The sequence below is a fragment of the Burkholderia sp. genome (assembly GCF_018375725.1).
Lineage (GTDB): Bacteria > Pseudomonadota > Gammaproteobacteria > Burkholderiales > Burkholderiaceae > Burkholderia.
In genome coordinates this window covers 15244-34850 of sequence record NZ_JAHACR010000015.1, presented here as the reverse complement: position 1 = coordinate 34850, position 19607 = coordinate 15244, and the positions used below count along the sequence as shown (strand labels likewise).

Genomic DNA, 19607 nt, shown 5'->3' with positions numbered 1-19607 from the left:
CGGCACCAGCCAGTCGAGCGCGGCCGACAGCGTCGCGCCTTTCGCGCCGCGCTCGCGCAGCCAGTTGCGGTTGAAGCGGCGCGCGGCGAGCGCCGCCGTGACGAGCGGCTGCACGTCGTACACCGCGTAATGCAATGCGTCGCGCTCCTCGAAATCGTAGGTCGTGCCGTCCGGCGCAATGTTGTTGCCGAGCTGCTCGACGAACAGCCGCTGCGCGGCCTTCATCATCCTGCGGTCGCCGAGCGTGAACGCGGACAGCGCGATCAGCTTGATCCGGTGGCTTTGCCAGTTGTTGCGCCAGATGCCCGTCAGCGGGCGCGTCTGCGCGTCGACCCGGGCGACATAGCCGGCGCCGAGCTTCGCGATGAACGCCGATGCCGCGTTGCGCGTCTTCACGGTCAGCGCGCTCGCGGTCATGTCGTAGGCGAGGATCAGGCCGTCGAAGCCCGTTTCGTCGATCGGATTGAAGCTCGGCTGATAGGTCGTGACCCACGCGAACAGGAACCGGTCGACGAGCTGCAGGTAGCGGCTGTCGTTCGTCACGCGCCACGCGAGCGCGGCGTCGCGCATCAGGGTCATGTCCTTCATCGCCTCGACGCTCGCATCGTAGATGCCTTCGTGCGGCAGCGTGCCCTCGGTGTGCACGCGCGGCAGCGCCTTCGGCTGCTCGTCGAGGCGCGCCTCGACGCCGCGGATCAGCGCCTGCACGCCCGGCTCGGCCTGCGTGGTCTCGCTCGATTGCAGTGCGGGCGCCGCACAGAAATTCATCGCCGCCTGCGCCGTGCCTGCTGCGCCGAGACCGGCTGCGGCCATCGACAACGACGCGACGAGTAGCGGCACGAACGCCCGGACGCGCATGCGCCCCGGTTCGCGGCCCGGAAACATCGGACGCACCATGCGGAACTCCTTCATTGGCTGGATCGCGTGTGATGTTAGCCGGACTTGCGCGTGAATGCGAAAACCGCACGCCCCGTGCGGTGCTTCATCGCGCATGAACGGACGAACCGGTCGGCGGCGTGCGCGTTACACGTATTCCGACATCGGCACGCATGCGCAGAACAGGTTGCGGTCGCCATAGGCGTTGTCCGCGCGGCCGACGGGCGGCCAGTACTTGTTCGTCACGAGCGACGCGACCGGATACGCGGCCTGCTCGCGCGCATACGCGTGCGGCCATTCGTCCGCGGTCACGACGGCTGCCGTGTGCGGCGCATGGCGCAGCGGGTTGTCCTCGCGATCGGCCCGGCCTTCCTCGACGGCGCGGATTTCCTCGCGGATCGCGATCATCGCGGCGATGAAGCGGTCGAGTTCTTCCTGCGATTCCGATTCGGTCGGCTCGACCATCAGCGTGCCCGGCACCGGGAAGCTCATCGTCGGCGCGTGGAAGCCGTAGTCCATCAGGCGCTTCGCGACGTCGTCGACGGTGATGCCGCTCGACTCCTTGATCGGACGCAGGTCGAGAATGCACTCGTGCGCGACGAGCCCGCCCGGGCCGGAATACAGCACCGGATAGTGCGGCGCGAGACGCTTCGCGATGTAGTTCGCGTTGAGGATCGCGGTTTCCGTCGCGGCGGTCAGGTTCTTCGCGCCCATCATCGCGATATACATCCACGAGATCGGCAGGATCGACGCCGAGCCATAAGGCGCGGCCGACACCGCGCCGATGCCTTCCTCGCCGCGCGCATAGCCGGTCGAACGCTGGTTCGGCAGGAATTTCGCGAGGTGCGCGCCGACCGCGACCGGGCCGACGCCCGGTCCGCCGCCGCCGTGCGGGATGCAGAACGTCTTGTGCAGGTTCAGGTGCGACACGTCGCCGCCGAACTGGCCCGGCGCGGTCAGGCCGACCATCGCGTTCATGTTGGCGCCGTCGACGTACACCTGGCCGCCGTGCGCATGGACGATCTCGCAGATCTCGCGGACGTTCTGTTCGAACACGCCATGCGTCGACGGGTAGGTGATCATGATCGCGGCGAGGTCGTTCGCGTGCTGCGCGGCCTTTGCCTTCAGATCCTCGATATCGACGTTGCCCTGTGCGTCGCAGGCGACGACCACGACCTTCATGCCGGCCATGTGCGCGGATGCCGGGTTCGTGCCGTGCGCGGACGCGGGGATCAGGCACACGTTGCGATGGCCTTCGCCGCGCGACGCGTGATAGGCGTGGATGATCAGGAGACCCGCGTACTCGCCTTGCGAGCCGGCGTTCGGCTGCAGCGACACGGCGGCGTAGCCGGTCGCCGCGACGAGCATCTGCTCGAGCTGGTCGATCATTTCGCGGTAGCCGGCCGTTTGCTCGGCGGGTGCGAACGGGTGGATCTGGCCGAACTCGGGCCACGTGACCGGGAGCATTTCCGACGTCGCATTCAGCTTCATCGTGCACGAGCCGAGCGGGATCATCGAGCGGTCGAGCGCGAGGTCCTTGTCGGACAGGCTGCGCAGGTAGCGCAGCATTTCCGTTTCCGAATGGTGACGGTTGAACACGTGATGCGTCAGGTACGCGCTCGTGCGCTCGAGGCCGGCCGGCAGCGCGGCCGTGCCGGGCAAGCCGGCGTCCAGCGCGTCGATGCCCGGCGCCGTGCCGCCCGCGGCCTGCGCGAAGATGTCGAGCAGGGTGGCGAGATCGGCGCGGGTCGTGGTCTCGTCGACCGAGATGCCGACGCGCGTCTCGCTCACGCGGCGCAGGTTGATGCGCTTGGCCTTCGCGAGTTCGTGGATCTGCGCGGTGCGGGTGCCGGTGTCGATCGTCAGCGTGTCGAAGAACGTATCGTTGACAGGCGCGAAGCCGAGCTGTTTGACGCCGGCGGCGAGCAGCGCCGCGATGCGGTTCACCCGCAGCGCGATCGTCTTCAGGCCGTGCGGGCCGTGATAGACCGCGTACATGCTCGCCATGATCGCGAGCAGCGCCTGCGCGGTACACACGTTCGACGTCGCTTTCTCGCGGCGGATGTGTTGTTCGCGGGTCTGGAGCGCGAGACGCAGCGCGGGCTTGCCCTGCGCATCGACGGTCACGCCGACGAGGCGGCCCGGCATCTGACGCTTGAATTCGTCGCGCACCGCCATATAGGCGGCGTGCGGGCCGCCGAAGCCCATCGGCACGCCGAAGCGCTGCGTATTGCCGATCGCGACGTCCGCGCCCCATTCGCCGGGCGGCGTCAGCACGGTCAGCGCGAGCAGGTCGGCGGCGACGACCACGTGGCCGCCGGCGGCGTGGATCGCGTCGGTGAGCGCGCGATAATCGCGCACGTCACCGTTGACGCCGGGATACTGCAGCAGCACGCCGAACGCGCCCGATTGCGCGGCGTCGGCGGCGGGGCCGGTCTTGACCTCGATGCCGATCGGCTTTGCGCGCGTGCGGATCACTTCGAGCGTTTGCGGCAGGACGTCGTCGGCGACGTAGAACACGTTCGACTGCGGCTTGCCGACGCGTTGCAGGAGCGTCATCGCTTCGGCGGCGGCGGTTGCCTCGTCGAGCAGCGAGGCGTTCGAGATTGCGAGACCGGTGAGGTCGGCGATCATCTGCTGGAAGTTCAGGAGCGCTTCGAGGCGGCCCTGGGAAATTTCAGGCTGGTACGGCGTGTATGCCGTGTACCACGCCGGGTTTTCGAGCACGTTGCGCAGGATCACTGCCGGGGTATGCGTGTCGTAATAGCCCTGGCCGATGTGGGAGCGGAACACCTGGTTCTTGTCTGCGAGTTCGCGCAGCGCGGCGAGTGCTTCCGCCTCGCTTTTCGGTTGAGCGAACGGGCCGAGCGGCAGCGTTTCCTCGCGGCGGATCGATGCGGGGATGACGGCGTCGATCAGGTCGCCGCGCGACGCGAAGCCGAGCGTGTCGAGCATGGCCTGCTGGCTGGCGGCATCGGGGCCGATATGGCGTTCGGCGAACGCGTCGTGCGTTTCGAGCGCAGCGAGCGAGAGGGGCGTGCGGTTCATCAGACGGTCCGGGTGTTCGAGCTTCATGGTGTTCCTGTGTCGGCCGGAGTTAGCGCTTTAGCGCTTACTCCGGCCCCATGCTTTGCGGTCGGCCGGAGTAAGCGCTTCAGCGCTGACTCCAGTCCCCCGCGTGGCGCGGCCGACCGGCGCGCGCCACGCGGCTGGTATGCGTAAAGTTAGTCGATCAGCTTGCTGTAGGCCGCGGCGTCGATCAGCTTGTCGGTCGATGCGCCGGCGCCGAGCTTGATCTTGAAGAGCCAGCTGGCATACGCATCGCTGTTGACCTGGTCGGGCGTATCGGCGATTGCCGCGTTCACCTCGACGACTTCGCCCGACACCGGCGAGTAGATATCGGATGCGGCCTTCACCGATTCGACGACGCCGACGGCGTCGCCCGCCGAGACGGTCTTGCCGACTTCGGGCAGTTCGAGGAAGACGATGTCGCCGAGTGTGTTCTGCGCGTGATCGGTGATGCCGACCGTCAGCGTGCCGTCGGCTTCGGTGCGCACCCACTCGTGTTCATCGGTGTATTTCAGATCGGCCGGGACGTTGCTCATCGGATGCTCCTGGATTGAAAGGTGTGATTCGTTTTTCTGACGCGCCGAAGCGGCGCGCCGGGTAGGGTGTCGCCGGTCGGATCGCCGACCGGCCCGTTACGCAGCGAGGACCTTGCCGTTGCGCACGAACGGCAGTTTTACCACGCGTGCGGGGAGCTGCTTGTCGCGAATCTGGACATGCACGATGTCGCCGATCTGCACGGCCGCGGGCACGCGCGCGAACGCGATCGATTCCTGCATCGACGGCGAAAACGTGCCGCTCGTGATCTCGCCGTCGCCGTGCGGCGTGACGACCTTCTGGTGCGCGCGCAGCACGCCGCCCGCCTTGCCGTTTTCCTTCTGCAGGATCAGGCCGACGAATGCGGCGCGCGAGCCGTCGCGCTCCAGCACGTCGCGGCCGACGAACGCGCGCGGGGCCGACAGGTCGACCGTCCATGCGAGACCGGCATCGAGCGGGGAAACGGTATCGTCCATGTCCTGGCCGTACAGGTTCATGCCGGCCTCAAGGCGCAGCGTGTCGCGCGCGCCCAGTCCGCACGGCCGCACGCCGTGCTGCTGCAGCGCATTCCAGAGTGCCTCGACATGAACGGCAGGGACGATCACTTCGAAGCCGTCCTCGCCCGTGTAGCCCGTGCGGGCGACGGTGAGATCGCCGAACGGCGTGCCGGCGACCTGCGCGGCGTTGAACGGCTTCAGTTCGCTCGTCGCGGCGCGCGCGGCGGGGATCGTCGTCCAGACCTTCTCGCGCGCGCTCGGGCCTTGCACGGCGATGATCGCGAAATCGCGGCGCGGCGCGATCGTGAGGCCGTAGCCGCCTTGCTCGTTGAGCTGGTTGAACCACGCGATGTCCTTGTCGGCGGTGCCGGCATTGACGACGACGCGGAAGAAATCCTCGGTGAAGTAATAGACGATCAGATCGTCGATGACGCCGCCCTGCGGGTTGAGCAGGCACGAGTAGAGCGCCTTGCCGGGTGTCTTGAGCTTGCCGACGTTGTTCGCGATCGCATGCTCGAAGAACGCGCGCACGCGGCTGCCGGTGAAGTCGACGACGCACATGTGCGACACGTCGAACATGCCGGCGTCGGTGCGCACGGCCTGATGCTCTTCGATTTGCGAGCCGTAGTTGACGGGCATGTCCCAGCCGCCGAAATCGACCATGCGTGCATTGAGCGCGCGGTGCGCGGCGTTGAGCGGGGTATGTTTGAGTGCAGTCATCGAGGCCTCAGGCAAGGCGCTTGCGCGCGGATCAGAACGGCGATGTCCCGACCGCCGCGGCACATGGCCTGCGGGCGATCCGTAACATGCCCCTCTGTCCTCGATACCTGAGAGATTGCGCCGCGGGCCCAGCCCGGCGAACGCGCGCCCCTTCGGTGGGCAGCTTTCCCGCGCTGCATTCGCGCAGCGGGCTACTGCCGCTCTCCAGAGTGCGAAGAAGGCGGCCTGCGACGTGCGCAGGCGGGATTCCTCGACGCGGCCGGTCCTTTTGCCTGAGAGTTTGTGGGTGTGCCCCTTCGGCGGTGCAACCGGCGTTTCTGCAACGCGTTCACACTCTCTCCCGACGCGTGCGGGCGACTGTACGCCAGCGAAAAAGCCTTGTCAATTTGAGCAAATCGATGTCGCTTCGCGACAAGCGGCGGCACGGGCGCCGCCGCGCTTCCCAGGCGCCTTATTCGCCGATCGCGCGCGCAGCGGTATCGAGTTCCTGGTTCAGCACGCGCTGCTCGTCGACCGTCAGGCCGCCGCCGTGCTGCGTTGCCATGTCGGTCGATTCCTGGCGGATCACGTCCAGACGGCGATGCAGCGCGGCGCCTTGCGGCGGCGGGTAATAGCCCGCACCGACGCGCGTGTCGATCCGGCGGCTCAGGTTGTCGATCCGGCCTTGAATCTGCTGCATCCGATCGTATCCGACGACGGGCGGCGCCGGACGGGGCGCGGGCGCTTGTGCTGCCGGCGGCGGTGGCGGTGGCGGGGCAACGCGGCGCGGCGGCGCGGACGGCGTGGGGGTGGTCACGCAGGCCGCGAGGGTGGAAATCAGGACGCAGCATGCCGCTGCGCGTATCAACCGGTGCATCACATTCTCCTGACGATTCGGTGTCGGATGATTTTTTGAGAAACGCGTCTGACCCGCCCCGCGCCAACTTTCGTTCCCGCACGATTTGTAACGGTTTGTTCCCGTGGCGCGGTGGCGGGCCGACTGACTCTATCCAGGGTGAGCGTGCGGCGAGACGGGGAGAACAGCGCCGGCACACTCAAGATCAAGTATCAATAAGCGGCGTGCATTTTAATGCGGTCACGCGCACCGATCCGGCGGGGAAGCGCGTGTACTCGACCGCCGGTCAGACCGGCCGGCGTACGAACGGCAGACGGCGGCCTTCCCGTTCGCTTTGCGCGGCGAGCTCGATGATCGCCATCACGTCGACTGCGTCCTGCGGCGTGACCGGGAACGGCGCGCCGTCGCGGATCGATGCGGCGAGCGCGCGGTAGAAATCGGCGTAGGCGCCGTCGAGCGTCGGCAGCGGGCGCTCGATCTCGACCTCGCCGTCGAGCACGCGCAGCAGGCCGGGCGGATTGCCGCCGCCGAACTCGACGTGATCCGGCGTGAGCCCCGCCTTGAGCTGATCCTCCTGGGTATCGAGCCCGAATTTCTCATAGCTGCCGCGCGTGCCGTGCAGCGTGAAGCGTGCCGGCTCGATGGCCGACAGCGCGCTCGCGTGCAGCAGCACGTCCTTGTCCGGGTAGCCGAGCTGCAGATGCACGAAGTCAGGCGCCGTGCCGTTGTCGCGGCGCGTCTTGACGGTGGCGTTCACGGTGTCGGGCGCGCCGAACAGCGCGAGCGCCTGGTCGATCAGGTGCGGGCCGAGGTCGAACAGCAGGCCGCCGCCGCGCGCGGCTTCCTCGCGCCAGCGGGTGCGAACCTGTGGCCGGAAGCGGTCGAAGTGCGACGCGAAGCAGGTAATGCGGCCGAGCTCGCCGCTGTCGACGAGCCGGCGCAGGGTGAGGAAATCGCCGTCCCAGCGGCGGTTGTGGAATGGCGCGAACACACGGCTGCGCGCATTCGCGAGCCGGGCGAGCGTCAGCGCCTCGTCGGACGTGAGCGTCACCGGCTTGTCGACGACGACGTGGCGGCCGGCTTCGAGCACCCGCTGTGCGAGCGCGAAGTGCGTGTCGTTGGGCGTGGCGATCACGACGCATTCGATGTCGTCGAGGCTCAGCAGCGCGTCGAGATCGGCGACCACGCGGGCGTCGGGATAAGCGGCCTGCGCGCGATCCGGCTGGCCGGTGGCGATCGCGGCGACCTGCGTGCGGCCGCTCGCCGCGATGACCGGCGCGTGAAACGTCGCGCCGGCAAAACCGAAACCCATCAAACCAATCCTGAGCACTGACGACATGGCAATCCTTGGCAACAAGCGAAACGAGAGGACGGCGCGCCGTGGCGGCGCGATGACGACCGGCTATTTTGGCATGGCGAAAGTCTGAACATTGGGGCTTTTTGCCGGTCGTCCGGCGCCGCCCGCGGGCTGCCGGAATCCCCCCGCCGCAGCCGTGTTAACATGCGCATCCTGCCCGCGCTTGCGCACCGTCGACGTGCGTTCGCCGCGCGTGGCACCGTCCAGGCGTTTCGCCGTCAACCGCAACACCATCCGCAACCATGTCCGCAGGCCTCAATCCCGCTCAGAACGAAGCGGTGCGTTATCTCGACGGTCCCTGCCTCGTGCTCGCCGGCGCGGGCAGCGGCAAGACCCGCGTCATCACGCAGAAAATCGCGCATCTGATCGAAGCCAAGGGCTTCGAGCCGCGCCATATCGCCGCCGTCACGTTCACGAACAAGGCGGCCGCCGAAATGCGCGAGCGCGTCTCCAAGCTGCTCGAAGGCAAGACGCTCACCACGCCCGGCAAGGAAGGCCGCAAGGTGCCCGTCAACCAGCTGACGGTCTGCACGTTCCACTCGCTCGGCGTGCAGATCCTGCGCCAGGAGGCGGAACACGTCGGCCTGAAGCCGCAGTTCTCGATCATGGATTCGGACGACTGCTTCGGCATGATCCAGGAGCAGATCGGCACGACCGACAAGGGTCTGATCCGCAAGATCCAGAACATCATCTCGCTGTGGAAGAACGGCCTCGTCACACCCGAGCAGGCGATGACGATCGCGGCGAACGAGGACGAGCATCAGGCCGCGCTCGTGTACCGCAACTATGTCGCGACGCTGCATGCGTACCAGGCGGTCGATTTCGACGACCTGATCCGCCTGCCGACCGAACTGTTCGCGAAGAACGAGCAGGTGCGCGACCGCTGGCAGAACAAGCTGCGCTATCTGCTGATCGACGAATACCAGGACACCAATGCGTGCCAGTACGAACTGCTCAAGCTGCTCGCCGGCCCGCGTGCGGCGTTTACCGCGGTCGGCGACGACGATCAGGCGATTTACGGCTGGCGCGGCGCGACGCTCGAGAACCTCGCGCAGCTCGGCAAGGATTTCCCGAAGCTGCACGTGATCAAGCTCGAGCAGAACTACCGGTCGACGGTGCGCATCCTGACCGCCGCGAACAACGTGATCGCGAACAACCCGAAGCTGTTCGAGAAGAAGCTGTGGTCCGAGCACGGGATGGGCGACACGATCACCGTCACGCAATGCAACGACGAGGAACACGAGGCCGAATCGGTCGTGTTCCGCCTGTCCGCGCACAAGTTCGAGCGGCGCACGCAGTTCCGCGATTACGCGATCCTCTATCGCGGCAACTTCCAGGCGCGGATCTTCGAGCAGGTGCTGCGGCGCGAGCGGATTCCGTATGTGCTGTCGGGCGGCCAGTCGTTCTTCGACAAGGCCGAGATCAAGGATCTGTGCGCGTACCTGCGCCTGATCGCCAACGCCGACGACGATCCCGCGTTCATCCGCGCGGTCACGACGCCGCGCCGCGGGATCGGCAACACGACGCTCGAGGCGCTCGGCTCGTTCGCCGGGCAGGCGAAGGTGTCGCTGTTCGAGGCGGTCTACATGGGCGGCATCGAGGCGCGGCTGTCCGCGCGCCAGGTCGAGCCGCTCAGGATGTTCTGCGACTTCATCCAGCGGCTGACCGAGCGCGCGGACAAGGATCCCGCGACCACCGTGCTCGACGACATGATGGAGGCGATCCACTACGAGGCGTACCTGTACGACGCGTTCGACGAGCGGCAGGCGCAGTCGAAATGGCAGAACGTGCTCGAATTCCTCGAATGGCTGAAGCGCAAGGGCACGAAACCCGAGGCGGCCGAGGCCGTCGATGGCGAGGCGGAAGGCTTCCACAACGCCGACGGGCTGGCCGATACCGGCAAGAACCTGCTCGGCCTGATCCAGACCGTTGCGCTGATGTCGATGCTCGAAGGCAAGGAAGAGGATCCGGACGCGGTGCGCCTGTCGACCGTCCATGCATCGAAGGGGCTCGAGTATCCGCACGTGTTCCTGGTCGGCGTCGAGGAGGGCATCATGCCGCACAAGGGCGGCAGCGACGACGACGGCCCGATCGACAACGAGCGGATCGAGGAGGAACGCCGGCTGATGTACGTCGCGATCACGCGTGCGCAGCGCAGCCTGCATCTGAACTGGTGCAAGAAGCGCAAGCGGGCGCGCGAGACGATCGTCTGCGAAGCGTCGCGCTTCATCGAGGAGATGGGGCTCGACGAAGCCCCGCCGCCGACGCCGGAGGAGGCGCCGATGACGCCGAAGGACCGGCTCGCGAGCCTCAAGGCGCTGCTGCAGAAGTGAGGGGTGCCTGGCCGGGGACGTCCGGTCGGAAACGGCATCATCCAAAAAACACCCCCCGCGGTGCCTGCGCACCGCGAGGGGTGGTCGTCTGGCCGGTGTTGCGTTACTTCGATGCGTTGACCATGTAATCGACAGCGGCCTTCACGTCGGCATCCGATGCGGTCGACCCGCCCTTCGGCGGCATCGCGCCCTTGCCGCGCAACGCGTAGTTGTAGACCGTGTCCATCGAGTCCTTGAGGCGGGGCGCCCAGTCGTCCTTGTTGCCGAACTTCGGGGCGTTCAGCAGGCCGGTCGCGTGACATGCCTGGCAAACCTGCGTGTACAGCGCCTTGCCGGCGGACGCCGTATCGGCGCTGGTCGGTGCGGCGGCGGGCGCTGCGCCCGTGTTGGAAATCGCGGCGATCGCGGCCTTGGCGGCGGCGATCTGCGCGCTTGCGGCATCGTCGGCGCCCGGTGCGGACGCGGGGCTCGCAGCCGGTGCAGCGCTGGCCGCGGGGGCGGCCGGTTCGGGGAAGTGCGCGCCGTCGTTGTTCGCCATGTAGACGATTGCACGCGCGAGTTCGTAATCGCTGAAATCGGCGGGGCTCGTGCCGCCGCGGGGCGGCATCGCACCTTTGCCGGCGAGGGCGGTTTTCAGCAGCGTGTCGAAGCCTTGCGAGATGCGCGGCGCCCAGTCGGCGGCATTGCCGAACTTCGGCGCGCCGGCGGCGCCCGTGCCGTGACAGGTCACGCAGACCGCCTTGTAGACTTCCTCGCTGGTCTTGTAGACGCGTGGCGCATTGGCGTCCTTCACCTCGACCCGGGCGAGCGGCGCGATCCGCTTCGCGACCGACGCGTCGGACAGGGCGTCGGTGCCCGCGCCCGAGCGGAAGGCGTGGTTGGCGTAGGTGGCGAACAGGACGATGAGGGCGATCGGGATCGCGAACGACGCGACGATGACGGCGATCAGTTGTCCGGGGGTTTTGACGGGCACTTCGTGGGGTGCTTCGCTCATGCTTGCCTCGTCTCCATGAATAGGATGTGTGCGCGGTGCAACGGCAAAATGGCAGTGCAAAGAAGCACGGACGATTATAGACGGAACGTTTACATCACGGCGAGCGAGGCGATGGCGCGTGTTTACCCGCACGTTTTCCGTCCACGGAGGGCACGTGTGTCCGGTTTGGGCGGCGAGGTGGACGCGTCATGTGAAACAGGGTATCCTTGCCGTCTTGTCATCTGTGAAGTGGCCCGGGTTTTAGGGTTGCAACACTGTCTCGCAAGCGCCCGTAGCTCAATGGATAGAGTACTGCCCTCCGAAGGCAGGGGTTGCTGGTTCGATCCCAGCCGGGCGCGCCAAGTCTCTCAAGGCTTTCCAGCCGAATTTCCTGATCGATCATCGCTCTCGGCTGAGCGTTAGGGAAAATCTGCTGCTTTCCCGCGCGGGTTATTCACCTTCATCGTTTTTTGTCAATTGCGAACCGGGTGCCGCTTCAGCGTATTGACCTGCAATGACGCCGTCGTCGTATATCGTCCGGAAGCCGTTTCTCGCCACCGATTCCCGAAGATCCACGCATCGTGGATGAGCCTTCGTGGCAATCATCGAATTTCTGGTTCGCCCTAAAGTTTTGTTCCCTTTTACCGATAGTAAAACCGATCGCCCGATAATAGCGATTCACGATTCATCGTGCCAAACATTTACCGATTGCTAAGAGGGAACATGAAGAAATTCGTGGTTGCTGCTGCCATCGCCGCTGGCGCTGTCATGCTGACCGGTTGCGCTGGAACGGGTAATGATTCGTTGCGCGCGGAGACGGAGGCTACCGTTTCGACCAAGATCGTCGAAGGCAAAACGACAAAGAACGAGATCCGCGGCATGTTTGGCTCGCCGATGAAGACCGAGTTTACCGACGGCGGCCTGGAAATCTGGCATTACGAGTTGACCAAAGTGCATGGCGACGCAGTCAATTACATTCCGATCATCAACCTGTTCGGGTCGAGCGCCAGCGGCAAGAAGAAGGAATTGGTGGTGCTGTTCGACCCGAATAACGTCGTGAAGCGCTATTCGATGAGCGAATCGGCTGTATCGCAAAAGACCGGCATCTTCAATCAGTAACTGACTCGCGACGCGGGTTTGGTTTTCTATCCAGTGCCGTGATCACGGTGCTGAAAGGATGTCGGAGCCGGTCAGCCCGGATGTGCCGTCCGGCACACCTGGGCATGATCAAAATGACGGATCGGGGGTGGTGGCCACAGCGCCAGGCTTCGATTGCGACTGGCTGGATGGGCCGGGATTCGATCCGTCAACGAGAGGCAATGCGGTCCTGCATGTGGTGGCCGCGCGTTTCGGCGCGACGCGCCTCGCTGCCTGACTTGCCTGTCCGGGCGAGGCACGGCGGCGCGCGGTCCCCCGTATGTTTCGATCAGTTCACGTGCAGATTGCCGCCGTTGCCGAGTCCGCCGCTGACCTTCTGGGCCTTGTATTGCCTGACGGAGTCGGCGAGATTGTTCAGGCTGTCGGTGAACGCCGCGACCACGACCTTGCCCTGCGGTGTATTCGCGTATCCGCCGATCAGGCCTCCGTTCCTGCTCGACATCACGCCCGCAAGCACGCCGAAGTCGATGTTGCGAGCAGAGCCCGTAGCCGCAGCCAGTTGCACGCTGGAGCGCGTGTCGACAAGCGTCAGCACGGTGGATGCTTCCTTGGTGGTCATCGTGCCGGCGACGCTCGCGAGCGCCCCGCCGACCCCCGGCACGAGCGCCAGCAGGCTCGATACGCCTGCCCCGGCATTCTGCGAGTTGAACGTGATGCTCGGGCTCATCTGATAGTCGGCCGCGACCATTTGGCCTTTGTGCATCTTGGACGTTTTGCGCAATTCGCCTGCGGCGGCAAGACCGCGTTCCGTCATCGCGGCGCCGAGTGCCCGGCCACGATCGACCACGACAAAGCAATTCGACTGTTGCACCAGCAACTTGAGCACGGGCACCGTCGAGCCGAGTTGATACTGGCCCGTCAAGATGCTGTACCAGGGGGCTGCGGTGTCTTCAACGATCGATACCGTTCCCAGTGGCGCAGCGCAGTGCTTCAACCCATCGTCGGCGGTCTGCGAAGTCGCGCCCGCGACACCCGTGCTGTCGGGGGATTTACCCCCGCCCCCCAGTTGCATTTGAGCGCACGCGGTAAGAAACAGCAGCGATGCCGTTGCAACGGCTGTCGTCTTGGAAATCATCTTGACGGTCCTTTTATTTTGTTTTCTTGGTGAGCCGTGGGGTCAACAGCGTTTCATGTCGGGACTGCCGTTGAGCGGATACGGCGCAATGTTATGCCTCGGGTTTATCGGCGGGGGGATGGGAAACTTTAGGCAACGATGTGATTTCATCCGCGGCTGAAAGTGGTGTTTGTCACCGGCGCATGAGCGGATGCGAGATCATCTAAATATGAATTGGGCGTGCATTCCCGATTCGGTGATGTTGGACGTAAATCATTTCAATTAACGCGCTAATCGATTGGGCTGTATGTGCAATCGTCCTGTAAGAATCCATGGTTCGTTGTGACGACTCATATTTTTCGCATGGATGCACGGTATACGCAGCGCATCGAATTGAGCCGACTTCCAGGGTTTGATCGATCGATCAGAGCGGCCTTTGCGGCTTGACAATATTGTCTGGCAATGAAAGGGGCGTGTGCCACTTCGCGCTCGACGCATTCATTGCTTTCGCCGGGTTAGCAGGCAGATCTACAGCAATCGTGTACCTCGGCAGTCCACCCATTCAATCAGTCGAGCGGAGTGCAACTTGACTAGCTCCCATCCTCAAGATCACGCGCCGGACCGGGGCGTGAATGTCCACGCGTCTATTCCTGCAACTCCGCGTTCGGCCACGCCAATTGCGTCGGCAGCGCAAACCCAAATGGAGGACGCGGCGCTCCATGCCGCATTGTCTCTTCACATTGAAGGACGTGTGAGCGAGGCGGAGGCGATGTACAGGCAAATCCTTTCCGTCGCCCCAAACCATGCCGACGCGTTGCATCTGCTCGGGCTTATTGCGCATCAGTCGGGAAATTTCGACAACGCCGTCGATCTCATCATGGCCGCACTCGAGCGTAGTCCGCAGGCGCTTTACTACTTCAATCTCGGCAATGTGATGTCGGCGCACAACCGCCATGCCGCGGCTGCGGAGTGCTTTCGTGGGGCAATTGCGATACAGGCTGACTACGTCGATGCGTACAACAACCTGGGCAATGCGCTGCGTTCGCTCAAGGAGCCGCACATGGCGCTTGATGCCTTCTGCAAGGTGATCGAGCTGAAGCCCGACCACGCACAGGCCTACAACAATCTCGCCAACGTGCTCCAGGATCTGGATGAGCCGGACGCAGCGGTCGAAGCGTATCGAAATGCGATTGCGCTCGCGCCGGATCTGCCCGAGCCGCGCAGCAATGTGCTGTTTACGCTCAACTACAGCGATGCGACATCGCCCGAGGCGTATCTTGCCGAAGCGACCGCATATGGCGAACTGGTTGCCCGACTTGCCGAACCGTGGACGAGCTGGCTGGTGGATGCGCCGACGGAAAATCGACGCCCCTTGCGTGTCGGCATCGTTTCCGGCGATCTCAAGATGCATCCGGTCGGCTACTTTCTCGAGAATGTGGTCAGGCATGTCGATCCGCGGCGCATCGAGCTGATCGCCTATGTCACTCGCGCGATGCTCGAAGACGACTTGACCCGCAGAATCAAGCCGCTGTTCCGCGAGTGGCATACGATCGCGGGCATGCCGGATCGCGATGCGGCGAGCCAGATTCGCGGCGATCGCATCGACGTGCTTGTCGATGCGTCGGGACACACGCGATACAACCGGCTGCCGCTCTTCGCGTGGAAACCCGCGCCGGTGCAGGTCAGCTGGCCCGGCTATTTCGCCAGCACTGGCGTGCGCGCAATCGACTATGTGCTAGGTGACGATTACGTGTTGCCTGAACAGGAGACGGCGCAATTTATTGAGCGACCGTGGCGTTTGCCGGACAGTTACCTATGCTACACACCGCCGGCGTATCCGATCTCGACAGGCGCGCCGCCATCTGTCAGTGAGCATCGAGTCACGTTCGGTTATTTCGGCAAATTGACGAAGGTCACCGATCATGTCGTCGCCGTATGGTCCGAGGTGTTGCGCAAGCTTCCGTCTGCCCGCTTGCTATTGAAGTCCGCCCAACTGGATATCGAGCCCGTCCGCGAGCGGATCGTCGAACGCTTTCGCGTGAAGGGCATCGGGCGCGAGCAACTCATGCTCGAAGGCTTGTCTGCCCATGCCGAGTACCTTGCCACGTACAAGCGCGTGGACATAATGCTGAGCCCGTTCCCTTATCCGGGTGGGACCACGACGGCAGAGAGCGTGTGGATGGGCGTTCCCGTCGTATGTCGTCGCGGGGACCGGTTTTTGTCCCACATCTGCGAGAGCATCCTCGGGCCGCTTGATCTGCTCGATTGGGTCGCGGACGACGATGCATCCTATGTCGCAAAGGCAATGGAGCTCGCCGTCGACACGGATCGACTCATGGCGTTTCGCACGAGCCTGCGCGACCGTCTGCTCGCTTCGCCGCTATGTGACGCCCGTCGCTTTGCTCGCAATCTGGAAGATGCGCTCATCACGATGTGCGCCAAACATGCGCTGGATGCGGTATCTGTGAGTTAGCGTGGTCCCGGCCGCTTATCCCGGTGCGATGAGTGGCCGGGCCTGGATCAAGCGCCCGGTGTGCAGAACGGTTACAGTTGCGCAATCTGCTGATATTGGCCGGCAGCTTCCGTCCGTCCGAGTGCAACCTGAAACTCCGTCTGCAACTCTTGCTGCGTCGTTTTTGCATCGGCCATGATGGCCGAGTCGATTGCCTGTATGCGGCGGATGATGGCCAGTGCATCGGGCGTTTGAGACGCGTTCAGCGACATCAGTAGTGGCGAGCGCGTTTCCACGAGATGCGCTGCGCCACACCAGTCCGCCATCGTTGCGGCATGTTCGATTGCCTGCGTCAATTCCCAGACGCGGGCAAGCAAGGTGGGTTGATCCATCGGGATGATCGCTCCAGTGCCATTTCACAGGTGCCGAGCGGCGCGATGCATCCGGTCGGCCCTTTATGCCTTTACGACTTGTTGGTGGCGAGCGCGCCGGCGCTGTTGGTGCCGCCGAACAGTTGCGTCAGATATTGCGAGTTGTTCTGCATTTGCGCCATCAGCGTATTGAGCGCGGTGAATTGCGCATTGTACTGATCGGTGAGCTGGCTCGTGTACGCCTGCAGCGCCGTTGCCTGGGTCTTCACGTCGGCAAGATCTTTGTTCAGCGCAGTGACGCGCGTATCGATGATTCCGCCGCTTTGCAGATACGACGTGATGCTGTTGTTCAGCACTGCGCCGACGCCGTTCGTCGCGTTGAAAGCGGTCGCGGCCGCTGCGGGGTTGTTCGTCAGGGCTTTCGACAATGCTGCGCTGTCGACGCTCAGCGTGCCGTCCGGTTGCAGGTTGATGCCGAGCGCGCTCAGGCTCACGGTGCTGCCGCCGCTCGTCACGCCCTTCGAAATGGTCGTCGCGAGGGTGTTGGTAATCGAGCTCAGCATCGAGTCGCCGAACAGTGGGCCGCCTTGGCTGCCGGCCGTCGCCGTCGAATCGAAACTTGAGAGCGACGAGGCCGTGCCCACGAATGAGTTGTACGCCGACACGAACGCATTGATCGCAGTCGTCGCGGACGTGGTGTCCGACGCAACCGTGAGCGTCTGGGTGGTGCCAGCGGACGCGGCCGCGAGGTTGAGCGTCACGCCTGTAATGGCACCGGTGATCGCGTTGCTGGCGCTCTGGACGTTGGTGCCGTCAATCGTGAGTTTTGCGTCCTGTGCCGTGCTTTTCTCGGTGTAGTTGTTCGTTGCGGCCCCCGAGCTGTCGACGGTCGCGATGCTGGTCAGCCCGTCAGTCGAATCGGTCGAGATCTTCATCGTATTTGCCGCCCCGGTCACGTTCGAGGTCAGTACCAGATGCGAGCCATCGACGCCGGTAACGACGGTGGCCGTCACGCCGGGATTGCCGCTCGCGGAATTGATCGCGCTGGCGATTCCAGCAAGCGTGTTGTTGCCGGAATTGACTGCGACCGTCATCGGCGCGTTGCTGCCGAGCGTGATGGTGAGGTTGCCAGTCCCAATCTGGGCGGTGGATGCCACGCCGGTGTTTAGTGCGAGCTTCTGCGCGGTGGCGACCTGGGTCACGGCGATCGAATAGCTGCCGGCGACCGAGCCCGTCGCCGTGGTGGCGGTCAGGCCGCTGCCGCTTGCGGTGGCCGTGGTTTTCGCCAGCGCGGAGCCGTCGGACAGGCCGGACAGTGCCGACTGCAGCGACGACAGCGACGACTTGAGCGTGCCGATGGCCGACAGTGTGGTGTTGTCCAGGGTTTGCCGGTTCGCGAGCTGGGTGCTCTGCGCGGCCGTCTTGGCCGTGACCATTGCGGAAACGAGGGCGGACGTGTCTGTCGTCGAGTTCGTCACTCCGCTGATGATGGACTGCGCCGCCTGCATCAGTGCGCTGTTGCTCGTAGTGCTGGAAATGTTCGTCGTCGACATCGAGGACTCCGTCTGGTGAAAAGTGCGGCGCCGGGCGCGTTGGCCGGGCACGCATGCTGTACCGTGCGATGCACAAAATGCTTACCTGAAGGTGGGCCCTCGGGTAAGCATTCTTTCTTTGGCTTCTATATTGACGGCCGCGTCACGCATTTCTTGAATGCGTGACGCGGCGTGTTACCGGACGCTTATTGCAGGAGCTTCAGAACCTGCTGCGGCATCGAGTTCGCTTGCGCGAGCACCGAGATGCCTGCTTGCTGCAGCACTTGAGCCTTCGACAGGTTGGCGGTTTCCTGTGCGAAGTTCGCGTCGGTGATCTGTGCGCTTGCGGCGTTCAGGTTGGTGGACTGCGACGTCGTTTGCGAGATCGCTGCCTGGAAGATGTTGATGTCCGAGCCGAGCGTTGCCTGTGCGGTGTTGACAGTTTTGAGGGCGACATCGACCTGGTCCATCAAGGTTTGGGCGTTCGCCGTGCTTGTCGTATTGCCCGTCACGGTCAGCGTCGTCGCATCATATTTGGCGCTCAAGTCCATTGTCAGCTTCTGGCCCGATTTTTCGCCGATCTGGAAATCCAGGGCCGCGCCTGCGGTACCGTCGAGCAGGTTGATGCCGTTGTAGGTCGTTTGGCTGGAGATGCGGGTGATTTCCGTGAGACGTGCTTGCACTTCGGTATCGAGGTTCGCCTGAGCAGCTGTGCCGATCGAATCGTCCGAAGCTTGAACGGCCAACTGGCGGACGCGTTGCAGGTTGGCAGTGATTGCCGAGAGGCCGCTCGAAGCCGTCTGAGCCATCGACACGGCGTTGTTCGCGTTTGCGACGCCTTGGTTGTATGCGTTGATCGACGCCGTCATCGACGTCGAGATCGCGAGGCCGGCTGCGTCGTCAGCTGCCGAGTTGATGCGCTTACCCGACGACAGGCGGTTAATCGCTTGCGACAGCGCATTCTGGGTGCTGCTCAGGTTCGTCTGTGCAGTCTGCGAATAGATGTTGGTGTTGATGTTCAGCATTTGGATCCTCGTTTGGAAAACGCCGTTTGATTGGGTTGGTTCAGGTCGGCGTCGCGCTTTCAGTGTCCTGCGCCGCCCGCCTTTCCTGGTTGTCGGCGCTGACTCGGCGAAACTTTAGGGCCGCATCGTTTGCATTCGTGGGTCCGGTTGATCCGTTGCGCTGCGCATGCGGAGATGCGGGCCGACACTTGGTGCGCGGCGTGGAGTGCGGCTCACCGGCGGGGAGGGGCGGGGGCGCCCCGCAGTCGGGTGATCGGTTGGTAGTCAGTAAACGATTTTCCTGCTATCATCGCGAGTGGATTGAGATATTTGCTTGGTTCGCAGGTAGTCCAAGCGGCGAACCCGTGGCGACCGGTGCAGGATATGCGCCGGTCGCGTTCTGTTGTGAGCTTCCACTTCTCTTTTCCGGCCTCCATGGCGGCCGTACCTTTCGGTTGGGTGCGCTTTCGCGTGTCGCCCGATGCGACTGGATGGCTCGCGCGTGTGCGGTTCGCCGCCACCTCGTTAAACCGTATTAAGCAAATCAAAGTTAGGAATTACATGACGACGATTCTTCTGAAAGAAAATGAGCCGTTCGAAGTAGCAATCCGCCGCTTCCGCCGCGCGATCGAAAAGAACGGCCTGATCGCTGAACTGCGTGAGCGCCAGTCTTACGAAAAGCCGACGGCTGTCCGCAAGCGCAAGAAGGCTGCTGCTGTGAAGCGCCTGCACAAGCGCCTGCGCAGCCAGATGCTGCCGAAGAAGCTCCACTAAAAGCTTCCCAGGTTCGCCGCGAAACGGCGGAGCGTGCTTCGAAAGAAGCCGCTCCGCCGTTTTGCTTT

The 19607-nt window shown here is 64.2% G+C and carries 15 protein-coding genes, 1 tRNA gene and 2 riboswitches; of the genes, 5 read left to right on the top strand and 11 right to left on the bottom strand.

All coding sequences use genetic code 11. From position 1 onward, the window contains the following. From KH616_RS04665 to KH616_RS04640, 6 genes are all read right to left on the bottom strand, one after another. On the bottom strand, window positions 1-897 hold an 897-nt coding region (locus KH616_RS04665; RefSeq protein WP_292237424.1), incomplete at its 3' end, for an alginate lyase family protein. Window positions 898-1023: 126 nt separating this feature from the next. After that, on the bottom strand, window positions 1024-3951 hold the full coding sequence (gcvP, locus tag KH616_RS04660) for an aminomethyl-transferring glycine dehydrogenase (protein WP_292237422.1): 2928 nt from the start codon (window positions 3949-3951) through the stop codon (window positions 1024-1026). Between the two features lie 149 nt (window positions 3952-4100). Next, a complete protein-coding gene (gene gcvH, locus KH616_RS04655; protein ID WP_292237420.1) occupies window positions 4101-4481 on the bottom strand; it encodes a glycine cleavage system protein GcvH in 381 nt (126 codons plus the stop codon). Between the two features lie 96 nt (window positions 4482-4577). Next, entirely contained in the window at window positions 4578-5696 is a 1119-nt protein-coding gene (gcvT, locus tag KH616_RS04650; RefSeq protein WP_292237419.1) for a glycine cleavage system aminomethyltransferase GcvT, read from the bottom strand. Window positions 5697-5780: 84 nt separating this feature from the next. Further along, window positions 5781-5914, bottom strand: a riboswitch (glycine riboswitch). Window positions 5915-5945: 31 nt separating this feature from the next. Continuing rightward, window positions 5946-6049: riboswitch (glycine riboswitch) on the bottom strand. A gap of 98 nt (window positions 6050-6147) precedes the next feature. Next, window positions 6148-6552: a hypothetical protein gene (locus tag KH616_RS04645; protein WP_292237417.1), complete on the bottom strand. Its 405-nt coding sequence runs from the start codon at window positions 6550-6552 to the stop codon at window positions 6148-6150. A 265-nt stretch (window positions 6553-6817) separates the two neighbouring features. Further along, entirely contained in the window at window positions 6818-7870 is a 1053-nt protein-coding gene (locus KH616_RS04640) for an oxidoreductase (RefSeq protein WP_292237415.1), read from the bottom strand. 260 nt (window positions 7871-8130) lie between these two features. Here KH616_RS04640 and KH616_RS04635 point away from each other — a divergent pair, with 260 nt between their 5' ends. Then, entirely contained in the window at window positions 8131-10221 is a 2091-nt protein-coding gene (locus tag KH616_RS04635; RefSeq protein WP_292237414.1) for a UvrD-helicase domain-containing protein, read from the top strand. 103 nt (window positions 10222-10324) lie between these two features. Here KH616_RS04635 and KH616_RS04630 read toward each other — a convergent pair whose 3' ends face one another. Then, complete coding sequence (locus KH616_RS04630; RefSeq protein WP_292237412.1) at window positions 10325-11215, bottom strand: c-type cytochrome; 891 nt, start codon at window positions 11213-11215, stop codon at window positions 10325-10327. A 265-nt stretch (window positions 11216-11480) separates the two neighbouring features. On the opposite strand from KH616_RS04630, the gene KH616_RS04625 reads away from it, so the two are divergent. Together KH616_RS04625 and KH616_RS04620 are read left to right on the top strand one after the other, a co-directional pair. After that, window positions 11481-11556, top strand: a tRNA-Arg gene (locus KH616_RS04625). A gap of 361 nt (window positions 11557-11917) precedes the next feature. Continuing rightward, window positions 11918-12313 (top strand): hypothetical protein, encoded by a 396-nt coding sequence (locus KH616_RS04620; protein ID WP_292237410.1) that lies wholly within the window; start codon window positions 11918-11920, stop codon window positions 12311-12313. A gap of 307 nt (window positions 12314-12620) precedes the next feature. On the opposite strand, the gene KH616_RS04615 is transcribed toward KH616_RS04620, so the two are convergent. Beyond that, window positions 12621-13427 carry a CsgG/HfaB family protein gene (locus KH616_RS04615; RefSeq protein ID WP_292237409.1) on the bottom strand — a complete coding sequence of 269 codons (807 nt, stop codon included), beginning with the start codon at window positions 13425-13427 and terminating at the stop codon, window positions 12621-12623. A gap of 679 nt (window positions 13428-14106) precedes the next feature. Here KH616_RS04615 and KH616_RS04610 point away from each other — a divergent pair. After that, window positions 14107-15879, top strand: coding sequence for a tetratricopeptide repeat protein (locus tag KH616_RS04610; protein WP_292237779.1), 1773 nt, complete (start codon window positions 14107-14109; stop codon window positions 15877-15879). Window positions 15880-15950: 71 nt separating this feature from the next. Here the strand turns inward: KH616_RS04610 and fliT are convergent, their stop codons facing one another. From fliT to KH616_RS04595, 3 genes are all read right to left on the bottom strand, one after another. Beyond that, window positions 15951-16250, bottom strand: a complete 300-nt coding sequence (fliT, locus tag KH616_RS04605) for a flagellar protein FliT (RefSeq protein WP_292237407.1) — start codon at window positions 16248-16250, stop codon at window positions 15951-15953. A gap of 71 nt (window positions 16251-16321) precedes the next feature. Beyond that, window positions 16322-17782: a flagellar filament capping protein FliD gene (gene fliD, locus KH616_RS04600; protein ID WP_292237405.1), complete on the bottom strand. Its 1461-nt coding sequence runs from the start codon at window positions 17780-17782 to the stop codon at window positions 16322-16324. A gap of 185 nt (window positions 17783-17967) precedes the next feature. Then, entirely contained in the window at window positions 17968-18786 is an 819-nt protein-coding gene (locus tag KH616_RS04595; RefSeq protein ID WP_292237403.1) for a flagellin, read from the bottom strand. A 540-nt stretch (window positions 18787-19326) separates the two neighbouring features. Here KH616_RS04595 and rpsU point away from each other — a divergent pair. After that, window positions 19327-19539, top strand: a complete 213-nt coding sequence (gene rpsU, locus KH616_RS04590) for a 30S ribosomal protein S21 (protein ID WP_006401410.1) — start codon at window positions 19327-19329, stop codon at window positions 19537-19539. The last annotated feature ends 68 nt before the right edge of the window (window positions 19540-19607 follow it).